Origin of the sequence: Winogradskyella eckloniae (assembly GCF_013249045.1) — a bacterium.
Classification (GTDB): domain Bacteria; phylum Bacteroidota; class Bacteroidia; order Flavobacteriales; family Flavobacteriaceae; genus Winogradskyella; species Winogradskyella eckloniae.
Window position 1 is genome coordinate 431,756 of the sequence record NZ_JABRWP010000002.1, and the last position, 26,009, is coordinate 457,764.

A 26,009-nucleotide genomic window follows, 5' to 3' on the forward strand; every position below is an offset into this window, starting at 1 on the left:
AGCATGTAATGATATAAACAAGTAATACAAACACATGAAATTAAAACAATTTACCGCAATTATTGGTTTCTTAATAACGTCATTAGTTTTTGCGCAAGAGAAACAAATTACACTTCAAGACATTTGGACTGGCCAGTTTAGAACACAAGGTATGCAAGCATTGCATTCTATGGCTAACGGAAATCAGTATTCAGTCTTAAATTTTAATAGGCAAAATAGAACATCTACAATAGATATTTACGATTATAAAACGTTAGAAAAAGTAAAAACCTTAATCTCATCAGCTGATATTCCTGAGATTCAAGGTTTTTTTGATTATTCATTCAATGATGATGAAACGAAAATAATTCTAACAACTCAGTCTAAACCTGTATTTAGACGTTCTACTTTGGGTGAATACTATATTTATGATGTAGCATCTAAAAAGGTTGTAAAAGTCTCAGATGATTTAGTTCAGGAGCCAACGTTGTCTCCAGATGGTACTAAAGTTGCCTACGGTTTTGAAAACAATTTATATGTAAAGGATTTAAAATCTGGTAAAGTATCACAGATTACAACAGATGGTGAAAAGAATAAAATTATAAATGGTATAACGGATTGGGTTTATGAAGAGGAATTTAGTTTTGTAAGAGCTTTTGACTGGAATGCCGCAAGTAACCAAATAGCGTTTATTAGATTTGATGAAACTAATGTGCCAGAATTTTCAATGGATGTTTACGGATCTGATTTATACCAAACACAACACGTATTTAAATACCCAAAAGCAGGAGAAGAAAACTCTAAAGTGTCTTTGCATTTGTACAATTTAGATTCGGAAAATGTAAAAGAATTAAAAGTAGATAAACCATATCAAGATTTTTACATTCCAAGATTAGAATGGACAAAAGAAGCAAATGTGTTAAGTGTTCAGTTTATGAATCGTCATCAAAATGAATTAGATCTTTGGATGATTGATACCAAAGAAATGACTTCAAAAATTGTCTTAGCAGAAAAAGACAAAGCATATATAGATGCCACCTTTAATTTAACGTTTTTAGAAGACCATAGTTTTATTTGGACGAGTGAATTAAACGGTTTCAATCATATCTATCATTATGCTAAAAATGGAAAATTAATTAATCAAATAACAAAAGGGAATTGGGAAGTAACTAAGTATTATGGTTTTAATGAAAAAGCAAGTACTATTTATTATCAATCGACCGAAAATGGATCAATAAATAGAGACGTATATTCTATAAAGTTAAATGGAAAGAGCAAAAAACGTTTAACGAAAAAGGATGGTACTAATAGTGCAGCGTTTAGTGCGGATTTTACTTACTTTATAAATACATTTTCTAGTGCAACGACACCTAATGAGTATACTTTTGTGGATACTAAAAAGGGCGAAATAGTTAAAAATATTAAAGATAATAAAAGGTTATCTAAGCAATTAGAGGATTATGTAATGTCTAAAAAAGAATTTAGTACCATTACTGTCAATGGCAATGAATTAAATATGTGGACTATTAAGCCTGCAAATTTTGATGCCAATAAAACCTATCCCTTATTTATGTATCAATATTCTGGACCTGGTTCACAACAAGTTGCTAACCGTTGGAATGGTTCTAATGATTATTGGTACCAAATGTTGGCGCAACAAGGTTATATTGTTGTATGTATAGACGGAAGAGGTACTGGCTTTAAAGGTGCTGACTTTAAAAAAGTGACGCAAAACGAATTAGGTAAATATGAAGTAGAAGACCAGATTGAAGCCGCAAAACAATTAGGAAAATTAGATTATATAGATGCTTCGAGAATAGGAATTTGGGGATGGAGTTATGGTGGCTTTATGAGTAGTAATGCCTTGTTTAAAGGAAATGATGTCTTTAAAATGGCAATAGCTGTAGCACCTGTAACAAGCTGGAGGTTTTATGATACCATATATACAGAACGCTATATGACAACGCCTCAAGAAAACCCAAGCGGTTATGATGAAAATTCTCCAATTAACCATGTCGATAAACTGAAGGGCGATTTTCTATTAATTCATGGCTCTGGTGATGATAATGTACATGTGCAAAACACCATGCGTATGGTTGAAGCCTTAATTCAAGCTGATAAGCAATTTGAATGGATGATTTATCCAGATAAAAATCATGGTATTTATGGAGGAAACACAAGACTTCATTTGTATAAGAAAATGACTGATTTTATCCATAAAACTTTAGGAGATAAACTTTAAAAGCATAAAGAGTAAAATCTTTTTACAGCAATAAACGTACTAATTAATACTAACTAACAAAATTATGTCAACAGCGATAAAACAAGCCCATCAAAAGGAATTATTTGGGCATCCAGTAGGCTTATATGTCTTATTTTTTACAGAAATGTGGGAACGTTTTTCTTACTATGGAATGCGAGCATTATTAACACTTTATTTAGTAGAAAAAACTACAGCAGATAATCCTGGTTTAGGTTGGTTAGATTCAGAGTCAATTATGCTTTACGGATGGTATACTATGCTGGTTTATGTTATGTCTATTCCTGGCGGAATGATTGCAGATAAGATATTAGGGCAAAAGAAGGCGGTTTTATATGGCGCTCTAATATTAGTTGCTGGTCATGGTATTTTGGCTTTCGATGAGATGTGGGCTTTTTATTCGGGATTAGCACTTATAATTTTAGGTGTTGGTTTATTAAAACCAAACATTTCAACGATGGTTGGTGGTTTATATAAGCCTGGAGATATTAGAAGAGATAAAGGATTTAGTATTTTCTATATAGGAATTAACTTAGGTTCGTTACTAGCAACCTTTATTGTAGGTTATGTTGGAGAACAAATTGGTTGGCATTATGGATTTGGGTTAGCAGGTATTGCAATGCTGTTAGGATTAGTTGTGTATTTATATGGACAGAAATATTTGGTTTCTGTTGGAAATAAGCCTACAATCGAAGATAAAAACGCTGATGTTTCTATTGGGAAGCTTTTAAGCGATTTGTTAAAATCTCCAATTAATCTTGGAATTGTCGCATTGATAATAGCATATGCTGTTTACGCAGGTTTTACATATAAAGGAGTAGACAGTTGGGGTTACACGGCATTATATATTTTTATAGCTATTGTTGCTGGTATCATGATGATGATTTATAAGAATTTAGAAACTCAAATATCGAAAGATCGATACCTTGTATTGTTACTTTCCTTTTTAATTGTAATAGTATTTTGGGGAGCATTTGAGCAAGCAGGTGGATTAATGAGTATTTACACTAAAACAAATACAGATCGTGTTTTGTTTGGATGGGAAATACCTGCCACGTGGTTTCAAGGTCTAAACGCAGGTTTTATTATCATCTTTGCAACATTAGTTGCGGGCTATTGGGCTAAGCGAAAATTGAAAGGTAAAGAGGCATCCTCTTTGTTTAAAATGGCAATTGGTACAATGATAATGGGACTTGGTTTTGTGTTTATGATATTTGCTGCTTCTGAGTTTAACTCTAAAGGTAGCTCAGGGATGTATTGGTTGGTGTTGGCTTATTTATTCCATACTATTGGAGAACTTTGTTCATCACCTGTAGCATTGTCTTTTATAACGAAATTAGCTCCTGTAAAATATGCTTCATTAATGATGGGTGTTTATTTTGCAGCTACAGGACTTGGAAATAAAGTCGCAGGAGTTATTGGAGAATCTGCTTCCGAGTTTGGTGAATATGCTATCTTTTCTGGTATAACGATATTTACAGTAATCTTCGGAGTATTAGTAATATTATTACTTAAGCCGTTGAAGCGTTTAACTCATGGTGCAGAAGACAACGAAGTAGAAATGCATGATGATGAAGCCGAAGGTTTCGAATTAGCAGATAATTAAAATAACTAAACCTTAATAATTACGCCTAACTAATTAATATTTATATGAATACTGATATTGAAAATCTATTTAAAGACAAAGTTTTAGGTCATCCTGCCGGACTTTTTGTATTATTCTTTACCGAAATGTGGGAACGCTTTTCCTTCTACGGTATGCGTGTTTTGTTAGTTAATTTCCTTACTATGGCAGCCATAGGCTATAATCCTGGTTGGGAATGGACTGTAGAAAATGCAGGTGCTCTTTTTGGTACATACGCCATGTTACTTTACATTACACCAATTATTGGAGGATGGATAGCGGATAAATATACAGGGTATAGAGCAGCCGTAATTATTGGGTCGCTAATAATGACAGCAGGTCACGCTTCTATGGCTTTAGAAACAGAGTTTTCTCTATATTTTGGATTGTTTTTATTAGTTGTTGGTACTGGTTTCTTTAAGCCAACGATGACCTCTATTATATCTGATATGTATAAAACGCATCCAGAAAAGAAAGATGGTGCTTATACCATTTATTACATGGGTGTAAATGCAGGAGCATTTTTCGGAATGATGCTATGTGGTTATTTAGCAGAAAAAGTTGGTTGGGCTTACGGATTTGGATTAGCAGGCATCTTTATGCTTCTTGGAACCATTCAATTTTGGCTAGCTGGTCCTTTATTTGGAAAAATTGGAGCAAAGCCTTCTAATGTTCACGAAGTAGAACTGCCTCAAAATATTAACGAGGATAGTGTAGAGGTTTCAACAACTGAGAACGAAGAGCCTCAAAACCCATTCACAATGTTAGATAAGGTTCTAATCGTTATCGCATCAATTATTGGTTTAGGTTATGCTATTAACGATCCTATGTCTAAAATCGCAGGTGTCGATATGTTTTCATTCTTACAAATAGGTGAATTTGAAGGACAGTACACTGCAGTTTTATTTGCGTTAGCACTGTTTTTAATATTAGTAATTGGACGTATTTTACGCTACACAGCTGTTGTAAGAGATAGAATGGTGGCATTCATCATATTTGCGTTCTTTACCGTATTCTTCTGGATGTCTTTTGAGCAAGGCGCATCATCGTTAGTGATTTTTGCTAGAGATAATGTAGATCGCTTATTAAGCGGTAGTTCAGCAACGATATTTAATATTGTTAATACATTACTTACCGTTGTACCACTGATTATCATTTCGTACGTTCTCTTTATTTTGTGGAAGAAAACTTTCAAAAAAATCCCAGGTTCAAATGTTGTTTTAGTGGTTTGTTTTGTGTTAATGTGGGGAATTGTAGGATGGATGTTGAATAGAGATTTTAACACTACAGCTTATGATGTAAGTTATAGTGCTATTGAACAACCAGTGTTAGACGACAAAGGTGTGCAGGTTAAAAATGATAAAGGTGAATTACAATTTAAATACATTCCAGTAACACAAAATACGGTTACAAATGCTTCACAAAAAATTGTAACTAAAACCATTACAGTTGGTGAGCCTTATGCAGATTATAAAGTTGGTGACAGCAAAATTCTTATCAATAAAGATAAGGATTTAACCGAATTTTCATTTGTGTCTTCAAAAGAAAAAGAAGAAGAATTAATTGCGCATGCCTCAACATTAAGAAGAGATAATGGTTTTGTTGATGCCACTATTACAAAAGTAAGAGATAATGAAGTAGAGATTACGGTTTCATGGTTTAGTATTCTCAATTCATTCTTTATCATTGTATTTGCATCTTTCTTTTCTAAATGGTGGGAAAGCAAATATAACCCAAGTGCAGCTACTAAATACGCACTTGGTTTAAGTGTCATGGGACTCGGTTTTGGTTTACTAGCTTTTGGTGCTTTTGGTCTTGTAGATGGTGTTAAAGTAAGTATGATTTGGCTGATATTAGCCTATCTATTCCATACACTTGGAGAACTTTGTCTGTCTCCTGTTGGCTTGTCTTATGTAAGTAAGTTGGTACCAGGTAGAATGATTGCGCTGATGTTTGGTATGTGGTACTTAGCCATTGCAATTGGTAATAAAATGGCTGCAGTTGTGGGTGGACAAATTGAAAATATTACTAAGGAATATAGCTTATCTACATTCTTCTTAATATTTACAATAGTACCTATAGTGGCTGGTTTATTAATATTTGTTTTAAACCCTGTTTTGAAAAAATTAATGCATGGTGTACGCTAAGAAAAACCGTTAAAAATATCTAAAATGCTCCTAATTAGGAGCATTTTTTGTAAGTTCGGCTCATTAATTGCAACAAATCTATTATGATAAAAAAAATAACTTTAGGACTAATTGCTGTTTTTGCATTTACAATAACAGGGATTGCGCAAGACATTAATTGGGTAACTATGGAAGAAGCTTTAGAGCTTCAGAAGAAAGAACCAAAAAAGATTTTTATGGATGTTTATACCAATTGGTGTGGCCCTTGTAAAATGTTAGATAAGAATACCTTTCAAACTAAAGATGTCGCTGCATATGTCAATGAACATTATTATGCAGTAAAATTCAATGCAGAAGGAAATGAGGAAATAACGTATAAGGATACGACGTATTCTAATCCAAATTTTGACGAATCAAAGACAAATAGTAGAAACAGTGTACACGAGTTTTCACGTTTCTTACAAATTAGAGCCTATCCAACGATGGTCTTTTTTGATGAAGAAGGCAATGTGATTGCACCAATTCAAGGTTATCTAAAACCGCAACAATTGGAGTTGTATTTAAAGATATTTAAAACGGATGACTATAAAGAAATGACAACGCAAGAGCAGTTTAGTGAATACGTAAAATCTTTTGAAGCTGAATTTGAAGAATAAGTTATTATAGTACTTCGCTATTGATAGTTCACAAGAATCAATAGACTTTATTCAATTATAAAAGCACCCTTTTCTCTAGTATGATGGAAAGGGATTTTTTTATGCTTACAAGTTGCCTTCCATCGGTTTAAATAAGACGTGTAGTTGCTTGCGTCTGCAATGATCTGCTCTGGTTGTAAACTATCGATTAACCGGTTTAGATTAAGTTGAGGCGAATTTATTAATAAGATATAATTTGGTTTAAATGAGAGGTTATTATAAATAGCTAAGCTATCTATAGTAAGGATGGTCTTACCTTTAAATTGATAAACCGATTGCAGGTTGTTTGTTATAATATTTTCAATGGATTTACCAACCTTGTAATTTTTTATGACATAATCCGAAGCAATTTTTGTTGAATCAATGTTATGGTAAATCAATAATTGAGCATTGTGTTTTTCTCCAATTAATGTATGTCGACTTCTGTTAAAAATAATAAATTCACTATCTAAGGTATTGTTTAGGTTGTAAAAATTAACCAGCTGAAAACTTATAACAGCAAGTAAGCTTATAGTTGTCCATTTAAAATTTCTAGTAGTATACAATTGTACACATGCTATAATTATCACATATGAAACAATAACTTGAAGCAGCGAAAACGGAATATCTCTCAATAAGAAGTCTTCAAATTGAGCTACCCAAGCGATAAAATTATTTAAACTTTGAATTATAAAGCTATAAATCGAAACAACGCTAGGAGGTAAAGCACTAACTAATGCTAAAAAAATAACGAGTAAGCCAAATCCAAGAATGAGCCCTAAAAAGGGAATAACGACCATATTAGAAATAAAAAATAAACCTGGAAATTGGTGGAAATAGAACAAGCTTATCGGTACCACACCAACCTGAGCTGCTAAAGTTACCGTAAAAATTTGCCATAGCTTATTTGGTATTAAATATTTAGGTATCCATAATTTATATAAAATAGGTTGAATGCTAACAATGCCAAATACGGCTAAATAACTCATCTGAAACCCTACAGAAAACAAAAAAGTTGGTTTAAATAATAATATCACAAATGCAGAAATGACAAGCGTATTATAAATGTTAGTAGGTCGTTTAAGATGCATAGCAATGCTAATGATGCTAAACATCGTTACCGCTCTTGTTACGGAAGGCGATAGTCCTGCAATAATGGCAAAACTCCATAAGATGACTACAATGATAAGAGGTCTTAAAAAACGACCATGTTTTAAATAAAGTAGTGGTTTTAGTAAAAAATTTAAGATCCATAAAATAATACCAACATGTAATCCCGAAACGGCTAGAATGTGGATTGTACCAGAATTTACATAATTATTGTAAACATTTTTGTCAATAGTTTGGCGTTGACCTAGTAATAAGGCATTGATAATACTAAGGACATCATCTTTAAATCCAGCTTCAGTTAGTCTTTGGTTTATTTGAAATCTTAATTGGTCTGCATAACCATAGATGGTTGATTTAGATTTTGTGATCTCGAATATTTTTGATCGCTCTAAATAGGTTTGATGGTAGACCTGATGCAGTTTGAGATAATTACTATAGTCAAATTGAAAGGGATTTAATGGTTTTTGAATAGCTTGAAGCGTGGCTGATGCAAATAAGACATCATCAACATTGAAGGGTGTTAAAAGACTGTCACGTTTTATATTAATCAATAAACGACCACTCGTCTTCGTGTGGTTAATGGAATGAATTCCGACGATGTATTTGTCATTATAAACATCAGATTTTAATTGTTCTTCAATTTTAAATACGACATCGCTTTGATGTTGTGCTAAATTTAGATGGGAGTAATGTTGTGGCCTTAGCGTATCGTCTTGGAGTTGATAGGCTGTCATTCCTATGCCAATAGTGCTTAAAAAAACTAAACTGCCAAAAAGCGGTGAACGATTGATTTTAGATTTTAAGATAAGATAATAGACTCCTACAAGAATAACTAAGCCAATTGTAGAATAAAAAGCTATAAAAAAATTGGGCCTTAAGTGATGTGCTAGGATAATGCCTAAAACTAAACAGAAGGTCAGCTTAATAAATGCAAAATTTAGTAACTTCATGATAATGAGTTACTAAAATATGGAAAATGTAGTTACAAAACGCGTCTAGCCTGTACAAAAGAGAAATACCAATACTTTTCTGCCAATGAAGAGGTCATTACACCTTTGCTGCTTGAGGCATGGATAAATTCTACGTTTCCTGGTCTTACGCGCGTTACAATGCCAACATGGTTGACTTTTCTACTGTTCTTTTTAGTGGCAAAAAACACCAAATCTCCAACGTTTACGTTTTTTAAATCTATCCAATCACCTGTGCTTTTTAGTCCAGATGTGGTTCTTGGTAAATTAATGTTATGTTTTTTATAAGTTGTAAATATTAAACCAGAGCAATCCATGCCTTTTTTTGTTGTTCCTCCATACTTATATCGTGTGCCATCAAAGGTTTGCGCGTACTTAACAATGGCTTCTGCGTCTTTACTTGGCTTTGCAGTGGAATTAACTTTTACTGTATGCGTTTGTTTGTTTTTGCTTGATGTTACTTTTTTGGATTTACAGCTAGAAACTATAAAAAGCAAGCATATAAAAGGTAATATTTTTTTCATCAATAAGAGTTTCTGTGTCAATCGTTTTTAATGGCGTTATATATCAATTTGGCGGTGTTATCACTTGCGCCACGTCCTCCAAGCTTTTGCTCTAATTCGTAATAGTCTAAAAAGAGTTGTTCACGTTTTTCGGGATTAAGAATTGCCGTTAGTTCTTTTTTTAAGCGTTTTGTATTTAAATCAGCTTGAATTAATTCAGTAACCACTTCACGATCCATGATTAAATTGACCAATGAAATAAATTTTAATGTAATAATGCGTTTAGCGATCTGATAGGAAATAGAACTCGCTTTATAGCAAACCACTTGAGGCACTTTAAACAAAGCGGTTTCTAAGGTTGCCGTCCCAGAAGTTACCAATGCTGCCGAAGATAGACTTAATAAATCGTAGGTTTTATTAGAAATAAACTGAATGTTGTTCTTTTTTATAAAGGTTTTGTAAAAGTGGAAATCTTGGCTAGGAGCACCAGCAATAACAAATTGGTAATCCTTAAAATCATCAACCACACTAAGCATTACACCAAGCATTTTAGTGATTTCTTGTTTACGACTTCCAGGTAATAAAGCAATAATAGGTTGGCCACTGAGATTATGTGTCTTTCTAAAGTTGTGTTCATTAACTTGAGGTCTATTAGCAATTGCGTCAATTAATGGGTGTCCAACAAAATGGACATCGTAATCGTATTTTTTATAAAACGCTTTTTCAAAAGGCAAGATGCAATACATGGCATCGATGTATAGCTTTATTTTTTCAACTCTACTCGCTCTAGAAGCCCAAACTTGAGGCGAAATATAATAATGCGTTCTATATTTTTGAGCTTTAGCCCATTTTGCTATTCTAAGATTAAAGCCAGAGTTGTCGATAAAAATGATAACATCTGGTTGAAATGTTACAATATCAGCTTTACAGTATTTAATATGACCTAAAACTTTTCTAAGATTTAAAATAACTTCAGAAAAGCCCATAAATTGACGTTCCTTATAATGCATTACCAAGTCTCCTCCAACTGATTTCATGAGATTACCACCCCAAAATCTAATGTCGGCTTTAGAATCTTGTTTATACAAAGCTTTCATCAGGTTTGAACCATGTAAATCGCCAGAGGCTTCTCCAGAAATAATATAATATTTCATTAATTAGAATGCATAATTTAGTTATTGACTTATAGTTTTAGTCGTTTAATTTCCAGGTGTTTAAATTCTGAATTGTATGATGTGCGGTTAAATCAAAATGAACAGGAACAACGGAAACGTAGCCATGTTTTAAAGCCCATTCATCTGTATCTTCACCTTTATCCATATTTACAAATTTTCCTGTTAGCCAGTAATACTCTCTTCCCATTGGGTTGGTGCGTTTGTCAAACTCTTCTTTCCAATTGGCCTTGGCCTGACGACATATTTTAATTCCTTTTATAGCTTTCTTTTCTAGATTAGGTAAATTCACATTAAGAACAACACCATCAGGCAATCCATTTTTTAATACTTGTTTCGTAATGGTTTTAATAAATGATTTACAATGTTCAAAATTAGCATTCCAGTTAAAGTCCAATAGCGAAAACCCAATAGCCGGAATACCTTCAATACCTGCCTCAAGAGCAGCACTCATTGTACCAGAATAAATAACGTTTATGGAAGAGTTAGAGCCATGATTTATGCCAGAAACGCAAATGTCTGGTTTTCTATCTAATATTTCATTTACGGCTATTTTTACACAATCTGCAGGTGTGCCAGAGCAACTGTATTCTAATTGTTTTCCGTCAATAACAACGTTTTCAATATGTAACGTAGAATTTATGGTTATAGCATGTCCCATGGCACTTTGTGGGCTATCTGGAGCTACAACCACAACATCACCTATGGTATTCATAACAGAAATTAATGTTCTAATTCCAGGTGCTGTGATTCCGTCATCGTTGGTAACTAATATTAAAGGGCGTGCAGACATTAGTGAAATTGTTTTAATGAACTGTAAAAATAATAAAAAGCTACCGTTTAACGGTTATTATTAGGTTTAACAAAAAATTAGTGTCACTATTTTTTATGGCACGGTTTTTTCTTCTATTTTAGTGAAAAATTGAAAGCCTGCTTAATTGCGAATTAATTAAAACAAAAAAGAGAATGAGAGGGAATTATAAGTTTTTACTACTTGCATTGTTAATCGCATTTGCCTCATGTAGTTTTACAAGTAAAAAATTTGACGATCCGGATAAAGATAAGTTACTCATACAATTAATAACCTATTTGTTAGACCAAGGACATTTTGATCCTAAAGATATAAACGATGATTTTTCGTCGCACGTTTTTGAAGCTTACATAGATAATTTAGATCCATTTAAGCGCTATTTTTATGCTTCGGATATTAAAGAATTTGAAGCCTATAAGGATAAAATTGATGATGAAATCAAAGCTTATGATTTATCATTTTTTAACTTAACACATAGTAGATTATTACAGCGAATTGGAGAATCTAAGAAGATCTATACTGATATTTTAGAGAAACCCTTTAATTTTTCTGTAGATGAAGAATATTCGGCAGATTATGAAAAACTTCAATATGTAACGAGCAAAAAAGAAATGAATGAACGCTGGAGACAGCAACTTAAGTTTTCTACAATAGCGAATTATGACGATGCTATTGCGCAGCAAGATTTAGATTTAGAAAATAAAACCATAACAGCTAAAACAAAAAAATCTAATAAGACGTTAGAGTCTGATGCTAGAATCGCAACAAAAAAATCTCTAGATGAGCTTTATGACTACATTGAAGATAGAAGGCGAGAAGACTGGTTTTCTGTTTATATTAATGCCATTGTTGAAGAATTTGATCCACATACATTTTACTTCGCACCAGAAGATAAAGAGCGTTTTGATAGAGATATTTCTGGAAAGTTTGAGGGCATAGGGGCAAGATTACAGAAAAAAGTAGATGGTATAATGGTTAATGAAATTATTAGTGGTGGTCCGGCTTGGCGCGCTAATGAATTAGAAGTGGGAGACCAAATACTAAAGGTAAAGCAAGAAGATGAAGAAGAAGCTGTCAACGTCGTTGGTATGCGCTTAGATGATGCTATAAAATTTATTAAAGGGCCAAAAGGAACAATAGTAACTTTAACTTTGAAAAAAGTAGATGGCACCATTCAAGATATTTCTATAAAACGAGATATTGTTGAACTAGAAGAGACCTATGCAAAATCTTCAACTGTTGAAAAAGATGGAAAGAAGTTTGGTATCATTAATCTTCCGAAGTTCTACATTAATTTTGAAGATTATAATAAGCGAAATGCGGCTTCAGACATAAAGCAAGAAATTATAAGGCTAAAAGAAGAAGGCGTGGAAGGTTTAGTAATGGATTTAAGGAATAATGGAGGTGGATCATTACAAACCGTTGTAGATATTGCTGGTTTATTTATTGAAGAAGGGCCTGTTGTTCAGGTAAGAGAAACGGGTAGAGAAAAAGAAGTATTAAGAGATAAGGATAAAGCCATTGTTTGGGATGGACCATTGGTGATACTTGTTAACGAATTATCAGCTTCTGCTTCAGAAATATTAGCGGCCGCTATGCAAGATTATAAGCGAGGTATTGTCATTGGTAGTAAGCAAACATATGGTAAAGGAACAGTACAAACCGTTTTTGACCTCAATCGTATGGTAAGGAATAATACCAATGGAGATATGGGAGCTCTGAAGTTTACAACTCAAAAATTTTATAGAATTAATGGTGGTTCTACACAATTAGAAGGCGTAAAAAGTGATGTTGTTGTACCAGACCGTTACAGTTATATCGATATAGGCGAAAAGGATCAAGAAAATCCATTGCCTTGGGATAAAATTGACGCAGCAGATTACCAGGTCTGGGAAAATTATTTTGATTACGATTCTACAATTAGCAAAAGCAAAGCACGAATGGCTAATAATGAACAGTTAAAACTTATTGATGCTAATGCGCAATGGGTAAAGAAAATTAGAGATCGTGAAACGTATTCTTTAAATTATGAAGATTACAAAAAAGAAATGAAGGTAAATGAAGAGGAAGCTAAGCGTTTTTCTAAGCTATCAGAATATCAAACGGACTTAACATTTAGTTCATTGCCTTATGAACTTAAATTGATGGATAAGGATTCTGTCTTAAAAGAAAAACGCGACCGTTGGCATAAGAGTTTAGCTAAGGATGTTTATGTAGAAGAAGCTATAAATGTGCTTCACGACTTAAAAATGGCTTATGCGATTAAAACAGAAGTGGTTAATTCTGTTAAGAATTAAATTTAGAAGCCAAAATGACAAATCAGCATAGGTTGACGTTGTTAGGTTGGTAAGATCATATAATGAAGAACAATAATAATTCATTAGCAAGTTTAGCGCTTCAAAAGTTTAAAAAGAACTTTTGGGGCGTTTTCAGTTTGGGAATTATTGCTTGTATAGGTCTTATTTCAATATGTGCTTATTGGTTTGCGCCAGATGCTTCAAAAAATGCAAATCAAATGCATTTATCTATTCATTCTAAAGCGCCAGGTTTTGAGGTAGAAATGTTAACTATTCCTTCAGGTATAGTGTCCAATCAAAATTTCTTTTCAAAATTATTCTTCGGAAAAAATAATACAGATACCGAAATCCCTATTAAGTCCTATACTGTTAATGGTAGTATGCTCAATTATGTAGAATATGCTTCCGATGGTTTACAAGGATTAGAAAAGCAAATAGATGTATCAAAATTCCCAGAGTCTAATTATAAACAATACATTGATACTAGAAGCTTTGTTTTTGGAACAGATAAATACGGAAGGGACTATCTAAGCCGCGTATTAATTGGTTCTAGGATTTCCTTTTTTATAGGTTTTGTAGCTGTTTTTATTTCATTAATCGTTGGACTTATAATGGGAAGTTTAGCAGGTTATTATGGCGGAAAGGTAGATGCGTTTATTATGTGGATCATAAATATAACATGGTCAATTCCGACGTTATTGTTAGTAATCGCTATTACCTTGGCATTAGGAAAAGGGTTTTGGCAAGTGTTTATTGCGGTTGGCTTAACCATGTGGGTAGAAGTGGCAAGAGTGGTTAGAGGACAAATAATAAGTGCTAAAGAAATGCAATACGTTACGGCAGCAAGAGCATTGGGATATAATGATTTTAGAATTATTACCAAGCACATATTACCTAATGTATTTGGGCCTTTAATTGTAATTTCTGCAGCTAATTTTGCAGCAGCTATTCTAATTGAAAGCGGCTTGAGTTTTTTAGGTATTGGAGCGCAGCCACCAATGGCAAGTTGGGGCGCCATGATAAAAGATCATTACAACTATATTATTTTAGGCAAACCCTATTTAGCTTTAATTCCAGGGTTTTGTATTATGCTACTGGTTATGGCTTTTATGTTGGTAGGTAATGCTTTAAGAGATGCTTTAGATGTTAAGACTTAGAGCGATTTGAGTTGTTCAATTTCGTCATTGGTGTTGCCTATAAATCCTAAAACGTCTTCCTGTCCTATACTTTTAGAAGAAGAGGTTATAAAATAAGGTGGCAATTCTTCCCATGTTTTTAGTAAGACGTCACAATAGTCTTTAACATGGCGTTCAATCGCTTGTGGTTTTAATTTATCGGCTTTAGTAAAAATGACTCCAAACGGGATACTACTTTCTCCCAAATACTGCATAAACTCTAAATCAATAGGTTGAGGTTTATGTCTTATATCAACCAAAACAAATGCAGAAACGAGTTGTTGTCTTTGTTCAAAATAATTCGTAATAAATTTTTGGAATTTCTTTTTAGATGATTTAGAAACACGTGCATAACCGTAGCCTGGCAAATCTACTAAGTACCAATTTTTATTGATTAAAAAGTGGTTGATAAGTTGCGTTTTTCCTGGTCGTCCAGAGGTTTTTGCTAAACTTTTACGATCGGTTAGCATATTAATTAATGAGGATTTTCCAACATTACTTCGACCAATAAAAGCATATTCCGGAAGTTGGTTTTTTGGACATTTAGCGACTTCAGAATTACTTACTATAAATTCAGCTGATTTAATTTTCATCTCAAACTTCCTACGAAAGTAGGTATCTCTTTACATTAAACGTTAAGGTAATTTTGTTTTACGCCATAAAGTGTAAATTCATTTTTAGGCTTTTCTTTCTACAACAGTATTGTCTTCCTTTTGGAAAGGAATAAGGATGGGCTTAGAACTTTCTTTTTTCCAACCATCCATTCAAAATAGTATTGAACGTTTCAGGGTGTTCCATCATAGCAGCGTGGCCACATTTATCTATCCAATGCAATTCAGAATCTGGTAATAATTCATGAAATTCCTCAGCAACTTCAGGAGGTGTTACACTATCATTTTTTCCCCAAATGATACACACAGGTGTTTCCATTTTAGGTAAATCTTTAGCCATATTATGTCTAATAGCACTTTTTGCAATCGCTAAGGTTTTTATAAGTTTGTTTCGGTCGTTTACGGTTTCGTATACTTCGTCAACAATTTCTTTGGTTGCTACAGCAGGATCGTAAAATACATCTTGTGCTTTCTTTTTGATAACCTCGTAATCACTACGTTTTGTGTAACCTCCACCCATGGCGCTTTCGTAGAGTCCTGAGCTTCCGGTTATAATAAGGGCTTTAACTTTTTCCGGATTTAGTTTTGTGTAGTATAAGCCGATATGTCCGCCTAGAGAATTTCCTAATAAAATAACCTTATCAAAGCCTTTAAAATCAATAAATGCCTTTAGGTAATTGGCAAAACTCTTTACGTTGGTTTTAATTAAAGACATGGTGTAAATAGGCAATTCAGGAATGATAACTTTGTAGCCTTTTTGGCTAAAATGTTCGGTAACAGCATCAAAATTACTGAGTCCACCCATTAATCCGTGTAACACAATAATTGGTGTGCCTTCTCCTACTTCAATATATCTATAATCCTTTTCTTTTTTTAAAAGGTGTGCCATGTGCAAGTTAGTACTAATGTGTTAAAAACAAATATAACCAAATCCTTTAGAAAATAAATAATATGGAAAAAATATCAATTTTTTTTATCTGAATTTACTTATGTAAGATAATGTTAATAATTCCCACTTGCAAATTCTTAGGTTAAAAGTGGAATTCATTGAGGTTTAAAAAAAACGAAACGAAATTAACTAAAAACTTATCAACAAAAGTGGTATTATGTGGTAAAAAGTGGTGAATTTTTCAATATCTTTGATTCATAATCGTTAAAGTGGTAAACAAAACCTTTTGAATTCATTTATAGGAACATACGAATGTAAAGCTGATGCCAAAGGAAGGCTAATGATACCTGCTGTCCTCAAAAAGCAGTTGTCATCAGCATTACAAGATGGTTTTGTGTTGAAACGTGCTGTGTTTCAGCCGTGTTTAGAGCTGTATCCTATGTCTGAATGGAACAAAATGATGGAGAAGATTAACAAGCTAAACCGCTTTAAGAAAAAGAACAATGATTTTATCAGACGTTTTACGGCTGGTGTTAAAATTGTTGAGGTAGATAGTACTGGGCGATTATTAATTCCGAAAGATTTAATTGGTTTTTCAGGGATTAGTAAGCATGTGGTTTTGGCGTCTGCTGTGAATATTCTTGAGATTTGGGATAAAGATAAATACGAACAAGCTATTGATGATGCGGCTTCAGATTTTGCTGATTTAGCCGAAGAAGTAATGGGACAAGACGATGATGTTGATGGATTATCATAATGCAGTTTTACTTAAGGAAACCGTAGATGGCTTAGCGATAAGACCAGATGGTGTTTATGTAGATGTTACGTTTGGAGGTGGAGGTCATAGTCGTGAAATCTTATCGCGTTTAGGGTCAGATGGAAAACTTTATGCATTTGATCAAGACAAAGATGCCCTTGAGAATAAAATAGATGATGACCGTTTTGTGCTGATTAATGAAAACTTTAGGTATGTCAAGCGGTTTTTAAGATTTTATGGTGTAAAAGAAGTTGATGGTGTTTTAGCTGATTTTGGCGTGTCATCACATCAATTTGATGTTGCGGAACGTGGTTTTTCTACAAGGTTCGAGGCAGATTTAGATATGCGAATGAATCAAGATAATCAGCTTTCGGCTTTTGAAGTCATTAATGATTACGAAGAAGAGCAAATTAAAACTGTGCTTTTGCAATATGGTGAATTAAGGCAAGCGCCTGCTATGGCGAGAGTAATTGTTGAAGCTAGAAAAGAAGGAGCTATTAAAACCAGTGAACAGTTAAAAACGGTTTTAAAGAAATTTCTAAATCATCAGAAAGAGAATAAAGTCTTGGCTCAAATTTATCAAGCGATAAGAATTGAGGTAAATCAAGAAATTGAAGTATTAAAAGAATTATTGCTTCAAATGCCAGAAATCTTAAAGCCAGATGGTCGCTTAAGTTTTATATCCTACCATTCTTTAGAAGATAGGTTGGTAAAACGTTTCATTAGAAACGGACTTTTTGAAGGCGAACCAGAGCGCGATGTGTTTGGGAATTTTGAAGTGCCTCTAAAAAAGGTAGGCGGATTAATAATTCCGTCAAAAGAAGAAATGAAAATTAATAATAGAGCGAGAAGTGCAAAGCTTCGTATTGCGAAAAAGTTATAAAAGTTTCCTGCCGTTGTAGGAAGTGAAAATGAAAAAAAATATCTATCACATACTAAGAGGGAAATTTCTAATCAGTGATGATTCGTTTAAAAATTGGCGTATCATCATTTTAATTTCAGTCTTAGCGATAATAATGATTGCAAGTTCTCATAAAGCAGACCAAAAAGTCTACGAGATAGCAAAGCTAACCAATGAGGTAAAAGAATTACGCTCTGCATTTGTAGATAAAAGAGGAAAGCTCATGCAGCTTAAAAAAGAGTCTTTTGTTGAGGTAGAAATGAAAGCAAAAGGAATTGGGATTTCCTTAAACCCACCAACAAAAATAATAGTTAGGTCACAACAAGAACAATAATAAACAAGCTTTGGCAATAACAGAGAAAAACATATTACACAGATTATATTTCGTGGCAGGTTGCTTGCTTGTGTTTGCGATTGCTGTGGTGTTTAAGCTTGTGAATATTCAATTTGTTCAAGGAGACGAATACAGAGCGCTTGCTGAGAAAAGAACTTTGGAGGATTTCGATATTCCTGCAAATCGTGGCAATGTATATTCTGCGGATGGCAGTTTGTTGGCAACCTCTATTCCAAAATATGATATTAGAATTGATGCTATTCAGGCAAAGCCAGCTACTTTCGAAAAGTATATTGGTGCTTTGGCAGATTCGCTTCATGTCTATAAAGGAAAACCTGCTTCGTATTATAAAAACATCATTCGTAAAGCACGAAAAAACAAAAACAGATATTTCCTTTTAGCACGAAACATTAGCTATTCAGATTATATAAGAATGCGAAATTTTCCATTGTTAAATCTCGGAGCAATTAAAGGTGGTTTAATTGTTGAGCAAACTACTAGGCGAGAGCATCCAATGGGAGGCGTTGCTTCGCGTTCTATTGGTTATGAGCGATTTGATGAAGATGGTAATGTAAGTAGAGCAGGTATTGATGGTGCTTTTGGTGTAAAATATTTAAGAGGAACAAACGGTAAGCGTCGTAAACAAAAAATCGGTAATGGGCAATGGAAACCTATTGCAGATTACGACCAAGTAGAGCCAAAAGATGGTTATGATGTGTACACAACTATAGATGTTAATATTCAAGATATTGCGCATCATTCGTTGTTAAAACAATTAGAATTATACGAAGCTGAACACGGTTGTGTAGTTGTAATGGATGTAAAAACTGGCGAAGTTAAAGCTATTGCTAATTTAGCTAAAACATCAAAAGGAACCTATTACGAAAAACGAAATTACGCCGTTTACGAAGCGCATGAGCCTGGTTCTACCTTTAAGGTTATGGCGATGATGGCTGCTTTAGAAGATAAAGTAATAGACACATCAACGGTTGTAGATACTAAGAAAGGTCGAAAGAAATTTTATGGTCGTGTTATTACGGATTCTGGTAGTGGTTATGGCGAAATTTCTGCAGCTCGTGCTTTAGAAGTGTCTTCAAACATTGGTTTAGCGACAATTATTGATGATAATTATGCTAAGCAGCCACAAAAATTTATAGACCATTTAAAGGGTTGGAAACTAAATGATTCTCTTAATGTTTCAATAATGGGAGAAGGGATTCCGGATATTCCTGAGCCAGGTGCAACCAATTGGAGTAGAAATGCTTTGCCTTCTATTGCTTATGGCTATAACTTAACAATTACACCATTGCAAACATTAACGTTTTATAACGCGATTGCAAATGATGGCGAAATGATAAAGCCGCGTTTCATTAAATCGGTTAAGTCTTTTGATAAGGATATTGAGGTGTTTGAAAAAGAAGTTATCATCGATAAAATTTGTTCAGATAAAACCTTGTCTGAAGTGCAAGATATATTGAAGAATGTGGTTATTCGTGGTACAGGAAAACGCATGTATTCCGAAACATTTTCTATGGCTGGCAAAACCGGAACCGCTAGAACGGATTATGCTGATTTAGAAAAATGGTACAAAGACAAAAAATATGTGTCGTCTTTTGCTGGCTATTTTCCAGCAGATAACCCAAAGTATTCTTGTATTGTAGTGATACATAAGCCAAGTACAAAAGTGGGTTATTATGGAGCCGATGTTACAGGTCCTGTTTTTAAAAGAATTGCTCAAAAAATTTATACAGATACGCCAATTATTGATGAAGTTGAATCGTTGGATTTCAAGAATAATATAGTCAATAAAGATTTTGAAAGTTATTACGATAACGCTCAAAAATACAAGGAACTAATGCCAAGCGTTGTAGGTATGCCTGCTATGGATGCTATTGCGTTGTTAGAAAACTTACAAGTAGATGTGCGTGTAAAATTAACAGGAAGTGGTGTTGTAAAAAAGCAGTCTGTTGAGAAACTTCAGAAATTACAGTCTAACCAAACTATCATATTAGAAGCATTATGATGGTGTTAAAAGACATATTATACAAGGTTACTATAAACGCAGTGGTTGGTAGTACAAGCATTACGGTTAGTAAAATTGAATTCGATTCGCGTCAAATAAAAACGAATGATGTTTTTGTGGCTATTTCAGGGACGATTACAGATGGTCATAATTATATAGAGAAAGCGATTGCAGATGGTGCAACTGCTATTATTTGTGAGGCGTTACCAGAACATCTTCAAGATGACATCACATATATAGAAGTCGCAAACTCTAATCAGGCGATGGCAATTATGGCTAATAATTTTTATGGTCAACCATCCGAGAATTTAAAACTAGTTGGTGTTACAGGAACCAATGGAAAGACAACAGTGTCTAGTTTACTGTATCAGCTATTCAAAAAAGCAGGATATAAAGTTGGGTTATTGTCTACTGTGAAAATTATGGTAGATAATACCACGTATAAGGCAACGCATACCACGCCAGATTCGTTAACTATCAATAAGTATTTGAAGATGATGAATGATGAAGGCGTAGAATTTTGCTTTATGGAAGTGAGTTCGCATGGTATTCATCAAAGTAGAACTGAAGGCTTAAAATTTGAAGGCGGCATTTTCACAAACCTCTCTCACGACCATTTAGATTATCACGAAACGTTTGCTGAATACAGAGATGTTAAGAAAAAGTTCTTTGACCAATTACCAAAAGAGGCATTTGCGTTATCTAATATCGATGATAAGAATGGCTTAGTAATGTTTCAAAATACAAAGGCCAAAAAATACACGTACGCTTTAAAGAACTACGCAGACTTTAGAGCGCAGATTTTAGAAAATGAATTCAGTGGTTTGTTATTAAAGTTGAATGATAACGAATTATGGACACGCTTAATTGGAAGTTTTAATGCCTACAACATTTTAGCAATTTACGGAACAGCTGAATTACTAGGCTTAGAAAAAGGTGAGATTTTAAGATTGATTAGTGAGCTCGAAAACGTAGCAGGACGCTTTCAATATTTTATTTCAGACGAAAACATTACGGCCATTGTAGATTACGCACACACGCCAGATGCTTTAAAAAACGTATTGCAAACCATTAACGATATCAGGACAAAAAACGAAGAACTGATTACGGTTGTAGGTTGTGGAGGCGATAGAGATAAAACCAAACGTCCTAAAATGGCGCATATCGCTTCGGCTTTAAGTACAAAAGCCATTTTTACTAGTGATAATCCACGTAGTGAAGTGCCAGAAACCATTATTGAAGATATGGAAAAAGGGGTTGAGCCTCAAAATTTCAAAAAGACATTGTCTATAACGGATAGAAAACAAGCGATTAAAACCGCTTGCCAAATGGCAGGACCAAAAGATATTATTCTCATTGCAGGAAAAGGTCATGAGAATTACCAAGAAATTAAAGGCGAACGCTTTGGTTTTGATGATTATAAAATCGTTCAAGATTATTTAAAACAATTGCAGAAATAGTATATCCTGCAAGGTTTCAAAAACCTTGTAGGTAGATAAAAGAAATATAATGTATGTCACACTGAGCGCAGTCGAAGTGCTCATTTAAGATAATTTAAACAACAACTAATAATGCTGTATTACCTATTCGAATATTTAGAGCAACAGTTCCAATTACCAGGAGCTTCACTTTTTGGGTTTATAACCTTTAGGGCTGCTGTGGCAATTATATTGTCGTTGTTGATTTCTACGATTTTTGGTAAGCGAATTATTCGTTTTTTACAAAGACAGCAGGTAGGCGAAACCATTAGAGATTTAGGATTAGAAGGGCAGGTTGAAAAAGCTGGTACACCTACAATGGGTGGAATCATCATTATCCTGGCGACTTTAATTCCTGTGTTGTTATTGGCAAAGCTTGAAAATATTTATATCATTCTTTTGATTGTAACCACACTTTGGATGGGAACTATCGGTTTCATCGATGATTATATCAAAAAATTCAAAAACGATAAAGAAGGATTAAAAGGAAAGTTTAAAGTTTTAGGTCAAGTTGGATTAGGAATCATTGTTGGTGCAACGTTGTTCTTTCATCAAGATGTAACATTAAAGGAGAAGTTGCCTATTGCTCAGCAAAATGAGATTCGTGCTGAAAATCCAGATGTACAAGCTGCAAAATTATTTAAAGCCGAAGAGAAATCAACAAAAACAACGATTCCATTTTTAAAAGATAATGAGTTTGATTACTCCGATTTAATCACTTGGATAAGTCCAAGCTTAGAAAAATATACTTGGATTGTATTTATAATAGTCAGCATTTTTATAATAACAGCAGTTTCAAATGGTGCGAATTTAACCGATGGGATTGATGGACTCGCAGCAGGAACTTCCGCCATAATTGTATTGACGTTAGGGATTTTTGCTTGGGTATCTAGTAACATCGTTTTTTCGGGTTACTTAGATATTATGTACATCCCAAGAGCTGAAGAAATCACAATATATATAGCTGCCTTTGTAGGTGCATTAGTTGGCTTTCTTTGGTATAACACGTATCCAGCTCAGGTGTTTATGGGAGACACTGGTAGTTTAACTATTGGTGGAATCATTGCAGTAATTGCTATTGCTGTGCGTAAGGAATGGTTAATACCTATTCTATGCGGAATTTTTTTAGCCGAGAATTTATCAGTGGTTATGCAAGTGAGTTATTTCAAATACACGAGAAAGAAATTTGGAGAAGGACGACGCATTTTCAAAATGTCGCCTTTGCATCATCACTATCAAAAATCAGGATATCATGAGAGTAAGATAGTGACGCGTTTTTGGATTGTAGGAATCTTGTTAGCTATTATAACTATAGTAACCTTGAAGATAAGATAGATGAGTTTGTCATTCCTGCGAAGGCAGGAATCCACAATAAATACAGTAAAAAGTAGATTCCTGCTTTCGCAGGAATGACAAAAAGGAAAGTAATGAACGAAGCAACAATTAACCAGCAGAGTAAGAAGTCCTTCCTTTTAAGATTACAATCCTGTAAGGTTTTAAAATCCTTGTAGGTATCTAAGAGAAAATGAAAAAAGAAAGGTTAGTCATATTAGGTGGAGGAGAAAGTGGTGTAGGAACAGCGCTTTTAGGAAAAGCAAAAGGATACGAGGTTTTTGTATCAGATAAAGGAAAAATTAAAGACAAGTATAAAGACGTTCTTTTAAATAATGAGATTGAATTTGAAGATGAACAACATACAGAATCTAAAATTCTGAATGCAGACATCATCATGAAAAGTCCTGGTATTCCAGATAAAGTGGCTTTGGTAAAACAGATTCGTGAAGCCGGAATTACTGTGGTTTCAGAAATTGAATTTGCTTCCAAATTTACAGAAGCAACTTTGATTGCTATAACAGGAAGTAATGGTAAAACCACAACGGCAACGTTAACACATCATTTGTTACAACAGGATTTAGATGTTGGTTTAGCTGGGAATATTGGCGACAGTTTCGCGAAGCAAATTTTAGAAAAAAATCACGATAACTACGTGTTGGAGATTAGCAGTTTTCAACTGGATGATATCATCGATTTTAAACCAAAAATTGCGATTCTAACGAATATCACACCAGACCACTTAGATAGATACGATTATAAGTTTGAAAACTATATCGCTTCAAAATTTAGAGTGGTAGAGAATCAAACAGAAGATGATTATTTCATCTACGATGCAGATGATGAGGTTATTGTGGAGTACATGAAAACACATCAAATTCAATCCAAAAAACTGCCTTTTTCATTAACGCGAGTTATGGAGCAAGGCGCATATTTAGACAAAAACAATATAATAATAACAATAGATAATAATAAAATCACTATGCCAACAGAAAATTTAGCACTAGAAGGAAAACACAATGTGAAGAATGCCATGGCAGCTTCTACTGTGGCACATTTACTTAAAATAAGAAAGCAAACTATTCGCGAGAGTTTAGAGAACTTTCAAGGTGTGGAGCATCGTTTAGAAAATGTTTTAAAAATAAATAAAGTGCAATACATTAACGATTCTAAGGCTACAAATGTCAACGCTACGTATTTTGCTTTAGAAAGTATGGATGCGCCAACGGTTTGGATTGTTGGAGGTGTAGATAAGGGCAACGATTATACAGAGTTGTTTCCGTTTGTAAATGAAAAAGTGAAGGCTATTATTTGTTTAGGTAAGGATAATGCAAAACTTATGGATGCATTCGGGAAAATGGTAGATGTTATTATTGAAACGGAATACATGAGTGAAGCTGTGAAAATAGCTTACAAGTTGGCTAATGCTGGAGATAATGTATTGTTGTCGCCTGCGTGTGCAAGTTTCGATTTATTCGAAAATTATGAAGATAGAGGTCGCCAATTTAAGAATGCGGTTAGGAATTTATAGAAAGTAGTCATTCCTGCGAAAGCAGGAATCCACAATAAGATAAACAATTAGATTCCTGCCTTCGCAGGAATGACAAAACGAAAAATGCAAAACATATTCAAACAAATAAAAGGAGATAAAGCCATTTGGGCTATAGTTGCGTTGTTGGCTATATTCTCGTTTATGCCTGTTTATAGTGCTGCAAGTAACTTAGCTAATGCTGGGCATACCAATACGTTTTCTTTGTTGGTTAAGCATTTTATGCATTTGTTATTGGGCTTTGTTATTATGTTTGGTGTACATAAAGTGCCTTATAAATATTTCCGTGGCTTATCCATGGTAATGATTCCTATTGTGTTTGTTTTGTTATTAATAACAATGCTTCAAGGCACTACTATCGATGGCGCGAATGCAAGTCGTTGGATTCAGATTCCTATAGTCAATATGTCTTTTCAAACATCAACATTAGCGTCTGTAGTGCTGATGGTTTATGTGGCAAGATATTTGTCTAAAATCAGAGATAAAGAAGTCAAGTTTAAGGAGACCATTTTACCACTTTGGACACCAATATTTTTTATACTCATACTTATTTTACCTGCTAATTTTTCAACAACAGCTATCATATTTACTATGATTATGATGTTGGCATTTATTGGTGGTTATCCATTAAAATATTTGGCGTTAATGATTGTATCTGGCATTGCAGCTTTGGCTATTTTTATATTGGTAGCAAAAGCATTTCCAGACGCTATGCCAAACAGGGTAGATACGTGGATGAGTAGAATTGAAAACTTTACAAACGGAGAAGATACAGAAGCGGATTACCAAATTGAAAAAGCAAAAATTGCTATCGCAACAGGAAGAAGTCCTTTAGGACCAGGAAAAAGCATACAAAAGAACTTTTTACCACAATCGTCTTCAGATTTTATTTTCGCGATAATTATTGAAGAATACGGTTTGTTTGGTGGCATTTTTATTCTGTTTTTATACATGTGGTTGTTATTTAGAATTGTGGTGGTAAGCCATAAATCAGATACTATTTTCGGAAAATTATTGGTTTTGGGTGTTGGGTTGCCAATAGTATTTCAGGCCTTAATAAATATGGCAGTTGCGGTAGAATTATTCCCGGTTACTGGTCAGACCTTACCATTAATTAGTAGTGGTGGAACATCAATTTGGATGACCTGTATGGCAATAGGGATTATTCTTAGTGTAAGTGCTAAACGCGAAGAATTAAAAGAACAAGAAGATGCAGAAGATAATCCGTTGGCAATTTTGAGTGAAGCGATTTAGACAGAGGCAAAGGAGAAAAGAGATTAGAACATAGAAATAATAATAAAGATTAAAAGGATAGAAAGAAGATGTCAGTTAAAACTGATTTTGAAGTGAATGATTGTCCCCTTGAGGATTAGTGAAAAATAAAATACTTTTTGTTTTGAAGCTACCGAGCGAAGCTCATTAGGGGTGTTTTTAAT

General features: G+C 33.9%; 20 protein-coding genes. 14 read left to right on the plus strand and 6 right to left on the minus strand.

Going from position 1 to position 26,009, the window contains the following annotated elements; genetic code table 11:
* Nucleotides 1–34 precede the first annotated feature (34 nt).
* From HNV08_RS04810 to HNV08_RS04825, 4 genes are all read left to right on the plus strand, one after another.
* Nucleotides 35–2,221 (plus strand): S9 family peptidase, encoded by a 2,187-nt coding sequence (locus tag HNV08_RS04810; protein ID WP_173280030.1) that lies wholly within the window; start codon nucleotides 35–37, stop codon nucleotides 2,219–2,221.
* 64 nt (nucleotides 2,222–2,285) lie between these two features.
* The gene (locus HNV08_RS04815; RefSeq protein ID WP_173280031.1) at nucleotides 2,286–3,845 is read left to right on the plus strand and encodes a peptide MFS transporter; all 1,560 of its coding nucleotides are present in this window, start codon (nucleotides 2,286–2,288) and stop codon (nucleotides 3,843–3,845) included.
* Between the two features lie 44 nt (nucleotides 3,846–3,889).
* Nucleotides 3,890–6,010, plus strand: a complete 2,121-nt coding sequence (locus HNV08_RS04820) for a peptide MFS transporter (RefSeq protein WP_173280032.1) — start codon at nucleotides 3,890–3,892, stop codon at nucleotides 6,008–6,010.
* An 83-nt stretch (nucleotides 6,011–6,093) separates the two neighbouring features.
* Nucleotides 6,094–6,645, plus strand: coding sequence for a thioredoxin family protein (locus tag HNV08_RS04825; protein WP_173280033.1), 552 nt, complete (start codon nucleotides 6,094–6,096; stop codon nucleotides 6,643–6,645).
* A 47-nt stretch (nucleotides 6,646–6,692) separates the two neighbouring features.
* On the opposite strand, the gene HNV08_RS04830 is transcribed toward HNV08_RS04825, so the two are convergent.
* The 4 genes from HNV08_RS04830 to surE are packed head-to-tail and all read right to left on the minus strand — an operon-like array spanning nucleotide 6,693 to nucleotide 11,209.
* A complete protein-coding gene (locus HNV08_RS04830; RefSeq protein WP_173280034.1) occupies nucleotides 6,693–8,723 on the minus strand; it encodes a ComEC/Rec2 family competence protein in 2,031 nt (676 codons plus the stop codon).
* Nucleotides 8,724–8,755: 32 nt separating this feature from the next.
* Nucleotides 8,756–9,265: a C40 family peptidase gene (locus HNV08_RS04835; RefSeq protein WP_173280035.1), complete on the minus strand. Its 510-nt coding sequence runs from the start codon at nucleotides 9,263–9,265 to the stop codon at nucleotides 8,756–8,758.
* A gap of 17 nt (nucleotides 9,266–9,282) precedes the next feature.
* Complete coding sequence (gene lpxB, locus HNV08_RS04840) at nucleotides 9,283–10,398, minus strand: lipid-A-disaccharide synthase (RefSeq protein ID WP_173280036.1); 1,116 nt, start codon at nucleotides 10,396–10,398, stop codon at nucleotides 9,283–9,285.
* Nucleotides 10,399–10,435: 37 nt separating this feature from the next.
* Nucleotides 10,436–11,209: a 5'/3'-nucleotidase SurE gene (gene surE, locus HNV08_RS04845; RefSeq protein ID WP_173280037.1), complete on the minus strand. Its 774-nt coding sequence runs from the start codon at nucleotides 11,207–11,209 to the stop codon at nucleotides 10,436–10,438.
* A gap of 173 nt (nucleotides 11,210–11,382) precedes the next feature.
* Between surE and HNV08_RS04850 the strand changes: the two genes are divergently transcribed.
* The gene (locus HNV08_RS04850) at nucleotides 11,383–13,524 is read left to right on the plus strand and encodes a carboxy terminal-processing peptidase (RefSeq protein ID WP_173280038.1); all 2,142 of its coding nucleotides are present in this window, start codon (nucleotides 11,383–11,385) and stop codon (nucleotides 13,522–13,524) included.
* 62 nt (nucleotides 13,525–13,586) lie between these two features.
* Complete coding sequence (locus HNV08_RS04855; RefSeq protein WP_173280039.1) at nucleotides 13,587–14,681, plus strand: ABC transporter permease; 1,095 nt, start codon at nucleotides 13,587–13,589, stop codon at nucleotides 14,679–14,681.
* Here the strand turns inward: HNV08_RS04855 and yihA are convergent.
* Both yihA and HNV08_RS04865 read right to left on the minus strand, forming a co-directional pair.
* Nucleotides 14,678–15,292 carry a ribosome biogenesis GTP-binding protein YihA/YsxC gene (yihA, locus tag HNV08_RS04860; protein WP_173280040.1) on the minus strand — a complete coding sequence of 205 codons (615 nt, stop codon included), beginning with the start codon at nucleotides 15,290–15,292 and terminating at the stop codon, nucleotides 14,678–14,680. The two genes, HNV08_RS04855 and yihA, sit on opposite strands and share 4 nt — an antisense overlap.
* Nucleotides 15,293–15,434: 142 nt before the next feature.
* Nucleotides 15,435–16,199 carry an alpha/beta fold hydrolase gene (locus tag HNV08_RS04865; protein WP_173280041.1) on the minus strand — a complete coding sequence of 255 codons (765 nt, stop codon included), beginning with the start codon at nucleotides 16,197–16,199 and terminating at the stop codon, nucleotides 15,435–15,437.
* Nucleotides 16,200–16,485: 286 nt separating this feature from the next.
* Between HNV08_RS04865 and mraZ the strand changes: the two genes are divergently transcribed.
* The 8 genes from mraZ (at nucleotide 16,486) to HNV08_RS04905 (ending at nucleotide 25,827) form a co-directional block, all read left to right on the plus strand.
* On the plus strand, nucleotides 16,486–16,956 hold the full coding sequence (gene mraZ / locus HNV08_RS04870; RefSeq protein WP_173280042.1) for a division/cell wall cluster transcriptional repressor MraZ: 471 nt from the start codon (nucleotides 16,486–16,488) through the stop codon (nucleotides 16,954–16,956).
* Nucleotides 16,943–17,839: a 16S rRNA (cytosine(1402)-N(4))-methyltransferase RsmH gene (gene rsmH / locus HNV08_RS04875; protein WP_173280043.1), complete on the plus strand. Its 897-nt coding sequence runs from the start codon at nucleotides 16,943–16,945 to the stop codon at nucleotides 17,837–17,839. The genes mraZ and rsmH overlap by 14 nt, the downstream gene beginning before the upstream one ends.
* Before the next feature lie 28 nt (nucleotides 17,840–17,867).
* Complete coding sequence (locus HNV08_RS04880; RefSeq protein WP_173280044.1) at nucleotides 17,868–18,191, plus strand: FtsL-like putative cell division protein; 324 nt, start codon at nucleotides 17,868–17,870, stop codon at nucleotides 18,189–18,191.
* A gap of 10 nt (nucleotides 18,192–18,201) precedes the next feature.
* Nucleotides 18,202–20,214, plus strand: coding sequence for a penicillin-binding protein (locus tag HNV08_RS04885; RefSeq protein WP_173280045.1), 2,013 nt, complete (start codon nucleotides 18,202–18,204; stop codon nucleotides 20,212–20,214).
* Nucleotides 20,211–21,674 (plus strand): UDP-N-acetylmuramoyl-L-alanyl-D-glutamate--2,6-diaminopimelate ligase, encoded by a 1,464-nt coding sequence (locus HNV08_RS04890; RefSeq protein WP_173280046.1) that lies wholly within the window; start codon nucleotides 20,211–20,213, stop codon nucleotides 21,672–21,674. The genes HNV08_RS04885 and HNV08_RS04890 overlap by 4 nt, the downstream gene beginning before the upstream one ends.
* 111 nt (nucleotides 21,675–21,785) lie before the next feature.
* Nucleotides 21,786–23,027, plus strand: a complete 1,242-nt coding sequence (gene mraY, locus HNV08_RS04895; protein WP_173280047.1) for a phospho-N-acetylmuramoyl-pentapeptide-transferase — start codon at nucleotides 21,786–21,788, stop codon at nucleotides 23,025–23,027.
* Between the two features lie 190 nt (nucleotides 23,028–23,217).
* Nucleotides 23,218–24,555 (plus strand): UDP-N-acetylmuramoyl-L-alanine--D-glutamate ligase, encoded by a 1,338-nt coding sequence (gene murD / locus HNV08_RS04900; protein ID WP_173280048.1) that lies wholly within the window; start codon nucleotides 23,218–23,220, stop codon nucleotides 24,553–24,555.
* Nucleotides 24,556–24,639: 84 nt separating this feature from the next.
* Nucleotides 24,640–25,827, plus strand: a complete 1,188-nt coding sequence (locus HNV08_RS04905) for an FtsW/RodA/SpoVE family cell cycle protein (protein WP_173280049.1) — start codon at nucleotides 24,640–24,642, stop codon at nucleotides 25,825–25,827.
* Nucleotides 25,828–26,009: the final 182 nt, after the last annotated feature.

Bases quoted from the DNA above. Each gene is read 5' to 3' on its own strand.
- HNV08_RS04820 (WP_173280032.1), top strand. From the start codon at position 3,890: ATGAATACTGATATTGAAAATCTATTTAAAGACAAAGTTTTAGGTCAT.
- HNV08_RS04880 (WP_173280044.1), top strand. From the start codon at position 17,868: ATGAAAAAAAATATCTATCACATACTAAGAGGGAAATTTCTAATCAGT.
- yihA (WP_173280040.1), bottom strand. From the start codon at position 15,292: ATGAAAATTAAATCAGCTGAATTTATAGTAAGTAATTCTGAAGTCGCT.
- HNV08_RS04825 (WP_173280033.1), top strand. From the start codon at position 6,094: ATGATAAAAAAAATAACTTTAGGACTAATTGCTGTTTTTGCATTTACA.
- surE (WP_173280037.1), bottom strand. From the start codon at position 11,209: ATGTCTGCACGCCCTTTAATATTAGTTACCAACGATGACGGAATCACA.
- HNV08_RS04850 (WP_173280038.1), top strand. From the start codon at position 11,383: ATGAGAGGGAATTATAAGTTTTTACTACTTGCATTGTTAATCGCATTT.
- mraY (WP_173280047.1), top strand. From the start codon at position 21,786: ATGCTGTATTACCTATTCGAATATTTAGAGCAACAGTTCCAATTACCA.
- HNV08_RS04815 (WP_173280031.1), top strand. From the start codon at position 2,286: ATGTCAACAGCGATAAAACAAGCCCATCAAAAGGAATTATTTGGGCAT.
- lpxB (WP_173280036.1), bottom strand. From the start codon at position 10,398: ATGAAATATTATATTATTTCTGGAGAAGCCTCTGGCGATTTACATGGT.
- HNV08_RS04855 (WP_173280039.1), top strand. From the start codon at position 13,587: ATGAAGAACAATAATAATTCATTAGCAAGTTTAGCGCTTCAAAAGTTT.
- HNV08_RS04890 (WP_173280046.1), top strand. From the start codon at position 20,211: ATGATGGTGTTAAAAGACATATTATACAAGGTTACTATAAACGCAGTG.
- HNV08_RS04810 (WP_173280030.1), top strand. From the start codon at position 35: ATGAAATTAAAACAATTTACCGCAATTATTGGTTTCTTAATAACGTCA.
- HNV08_RS04830 (WP_173280034.1), bottom strand. From the start codon at position 8,723: ATGAAGTTACTAAATTTTGCATTTATTAAGCTGACCTTCTGTTTAGTT.
- HNV08_RS04835 (WP_173280035.1), bottom strand. From the start codon at position 9,265: ATGAAAAAAATATTACCTTTTATATGCTTGCTTTTTATAGTTTCTAGC.
- rsmH (WP_173280043.1), top strand. From the start codon at position 16,943: ATGGATTATCATAATGCAGTTTTACTTAAGGAAACCGTAGATGGCTTA.
- murD (WP_173280048.1), top strand. From the start codon at position 23,218: ATGAAAAAAGAAAGGTTAGTCATATTAGGTGGAGGAGAAAGTGGTGTA.
- HNV08_RS04905 (WP_173280049.1), top strand. From the start codon at position 24,640: ATGCAAAACATATTCAAACAAATAAAAGGAGATAAAGCCATTTGGGCT.
- HNV08_RS04865 (WP_173280041.1), bottom strand. From the start codon at position 16,199: ATGGCACACCTTTTAAAAAAAGAAAAGGATTATAGATATATTGAAGTA.